This window comes from [Chlorobium] sp. 445 (genome assembly GCA_002763895.1).
Classification (GTDB): domain Bacteria; phylum Bacteroidota; class Chlorobiia; order Chlorobiales; family Thermochlorobacteraceae; genus Thermochlorobacter.
The window spans coordinates 1-2,755 of sequence record NSLH01000060.1; the positions used below are offsets into that span (position 1 = coordinate 1).

A 2,755-nucleotide genomic window follows, 5' to 3' on the forward strand; every position below is an offset into this window, starting at 1 on the left:
GGGCAGTGCTGGCTCAGATGGTGGCGGCGTACTGCCGTTACCGATCCAGCCCGATACTGCACCAGCTGAAGCCGATCATGCGGATCCTGACCCCTTAACCCCATGAACAACATGAGAACCTCTGGCGCACGGTTTGTGCCGGTGGTGACAACGTACCTCGAAATTCCAACGCAAGCGCAGTTCCGCCCGGCGTGGGCGCAGTGGCGACACCACGCGGATGTACAGGTGCAGATCGCGCACGAGCCATTGCCCGCTTTCTACCGCTTCCTCTACAGTACGGTGGGCAAAGATTACTACTGGCGGGATCGGCTCAGTTGGAGCGATGAGCAACTGCACACGTATCTGAGTCAGCCGAGTGTCACGCTGCTGGTGCTGTATGTGCGCGGCACACCCGCAGGCTATGTTGAGCTAAATACGGCTTCGGATGAACTGGGCACGGAGGTTGCCTACTTCGGCTTGATACCCCAATTTCATGGGCGCGGCTTGGGCAAGTATCTGCTCTCGGTCGGAGTCCAGCAGGCGTATGCTGATGGAGCTGAGCGGGTGTGGGTGCATACTTGCACGCTGGATGGCTCCCATGCCCTCGCCAATTATCAAGCTCGTGGCTTTGTGCCGTATCGTAGCGTTAGCGCGGAAGTATGGCTATGAGGCTACATCACGCAGCGGCTGGATCAGCCTACCCGATGCATGTTATTGAGCTATGTGCAGGCGGCGGTGGGCAAGCACTAGGGATAGAACAAGCTGGCTTTATGCATGCCGCAGCACTTGATAGAGACAAGCACTGCTGTGATACACTGCGACTAAATCGTCCGCATTGGAATGTGATTGAAGCCAACCTTGTGGATTTTAATGGCAGCTCTTATGCTGGCGTAGATCTCCTCGCGGCGGGGTTGCCGTGTCCGCCCTTCTCGGTTGCGGGGAAGCAGCTTGGTGAACGTGATGAGCGCAATCTATTCCCGGATGCCCTGCGTATTGTTGATGAAGTCCGCCCCAAAGCCGTCATCTTTGAGAATGTGCGCGGACTATTGCATCCGGTATTCGCCCCATACCGCGTTCATATTGATACCTACCTCTCCAAGCTGGGGTATACTCCGGCTTGGAGACTGCTCTATGCGGCAGATTTCGGTGTGCCGCAACTGCGCCCGCGCGTTGTGTGTGTAGCCCTACGCCATGCATTCGCAGATACCTTTCGCTGGCCTCAGAAACTTCCCTATGAACCACCGACAGTTGGGGCTATCCTCTATGATCTGATGAGTGTGCGGGGTTGGCGCGGAGCGAGTGCATGGAGCCAGCAAGCGAATACAATTGCCCCCACAATTGTTGGTGGTTCCTTAAAGCACGGAGGCCCTGATCTCGGTCCTTCCCGTGCTCGTCAAGCGTGGGCTGCGCTAGGGGTGGATGGTCTCGGCATTGGGGATGAACCTCCCGCCCCCGATTTTGTGGGTATGCCGCGGCTCACAGTACGCATGGTTGCCCGTTTACAAGGCTTCCCTGATGATTGGCATTTTGCGGGACGAAAGACTGCTGCATACCGTCAAGTGGGTAATGCATTCCCCCCTCCAGTTGCCTGCGCGGTTGCCCGACAAGTTTATGCGTGTCTCACATCGCAACGGTACGTGCAGATACCAGTGGAGGTAGAAGCATGACTGCCGAGCCAGTCTTTGGGCAACTGCGGCGGGCGTTTCATCAGGAACTGCTTCAGTCCATCCTGCGTACCGATACTCAGCGTGTTCCTAGCAACGCCGACAAAGATAGTGTCCTGAGTGTGCAGATTGCTACCGGTATTCTGCATCGTCTTGGTGAAAACAGGAGCGGAACCCGTCTCGCCGGACAGATCGCAGGCAAACAGTTTGAGGTCATTTGTGCCGATTATCTGCGAATTGCCTTACAGTATGTGCAGCATCTCTTGCCGGGCACATGGGAAGTTACCCACAAGATTGGGGGTGGGCGTTTAGCAATTGCCCAATTTGAACAATATGCCCATCTTGCAGCTTTGGACGAAGCGATAAAAGCCACGCCATTTCTTGCCGCAATTGTTGGCAGCGACTATTTGATAAGACCAGATATTGTCGTGCTGCGTTATCCTTTTCACGACCGCGAGATCAATCACAATACGGCAGAACCATTGGTCAATGAAACGATTGCGCGGCGCACTATAATGCGTGCAGCCAATACCACGCAGCCGTTGCTACAGGCGAGTATCTCTTGCAAATGGACGCTCCGCAGTGATCGCGCGCAGAATGCACGCGCCGAAGCTCTCAACCTGATCCGCAATCGTAAGGGACATTTGCCGCACATTGCGGTGATCACTGGTGAGCCTATGCCGAGCCGGATTGCATCGCTTGCGCTTGGAACAGGCGATATTGACTGTGTCTACCACTTTGCCCTTGATGAACTGCGTGAGAGTCTCACCGAATTAAACATGACCGATGCAGTGAAGAGCCTGCAAACGATGCTTGATGGGCAACGGCTCCGTGATATAAGTGATCTCCCATTTGATTTGATCGGATGATTATAAAGAAAGCTGCTGTCACTACAGCAGCTACTTGCACAACCACCACAAATAATGAAGCGGGAGGTCAGAACGACCTCCCGCTTTGCGCTCTGCACTTCTGTGCCTACTCGCCCGTCGCGGCGGCCTCACTGCCGAGCAACCCCAACAGCACGCGGTACGGCTCTGGGTTGTGCGGGTGCTCCTCGAAGCGGGCCCGCTCAAACCACTGCACCGTGATCACGGAGCCATCTGGGAGCAGCT

Annotated in this window: 3 protein-coding genes; all 3 read left to right on the top strand. The window is 55.6% G+C overall.

Translation table 11 applies throughout. The features are described from left to right. Positions 1-111 precede the first annotated feature (111 nt). Genes CMR00_12585 through CMR00_12595 form a run of 3 tightly spaced genes read left to right on the top strand, consistent with a single transcriptional unit; the run spans position 112 to position 2,512 of the window. On the top strand, positions 112-648 hold the full coding sequence (locus tag CMR00_12585) for a GNAT family N-acetyltransferase (GenBank protein PIO47030.1): 537 nt from the start codon (positions 112-114) through the stop codon (positions 646-648). 35 nt (positions 649-683) lie between these two features. Then, positions 684-1,646 carry a DNA (cytosine-5-)-methyltransferase gene (locus CMR00_12590; protein ID PIO47028.1) on the top strand — a complete coding sequence of 321 codons (963 nt, stop codon included), beginning with the start codon at positions 684-686 and terminating at the stop codon, positions 1,644-1,646. Next, positions 1,643-2,512 (top strand): type II restriction endonuclease, encoded by an 870-nt coding sequence (locus tag CMR00_12595; GenBank protein PIO47029.1) that lies wholly within the window; start codon positions 1,643-1,645, stop codon positions 2,510-2,512. The genes CMR00_12590 and CMR00_12595 overlap by 4 nt, the downstream gene beginning before the upstream one ends. Positions 2,513-2,755 lie beyond the last annotated feature (243 nt).

What these genes read in the sequence shown, in the direction of transcription:
- CMR00_12585 (PIO47030.1), top strand. Translation starts at nt 112, where the DNA reads ATGAGAACCTCTGGCGCACGGTTTGTGCCGGTGGTGACAACGTACCTC.
- CMR00_12590 (PIO47028.1), top strand. Translation starts at nt 684, where the DNA reads ATGCATGTTATTGAGCTATGTGCAGGCGGCGGTGGGCAAGCACTAGGG.
- CMR00_12595 (PIO47029.1), top strand. Translation starts at nt 1,643, where the DNA reads ATGACTGCCGAGCCAGTCTTTGGGCAACTGCGGCGGGCGTTTCATCAG.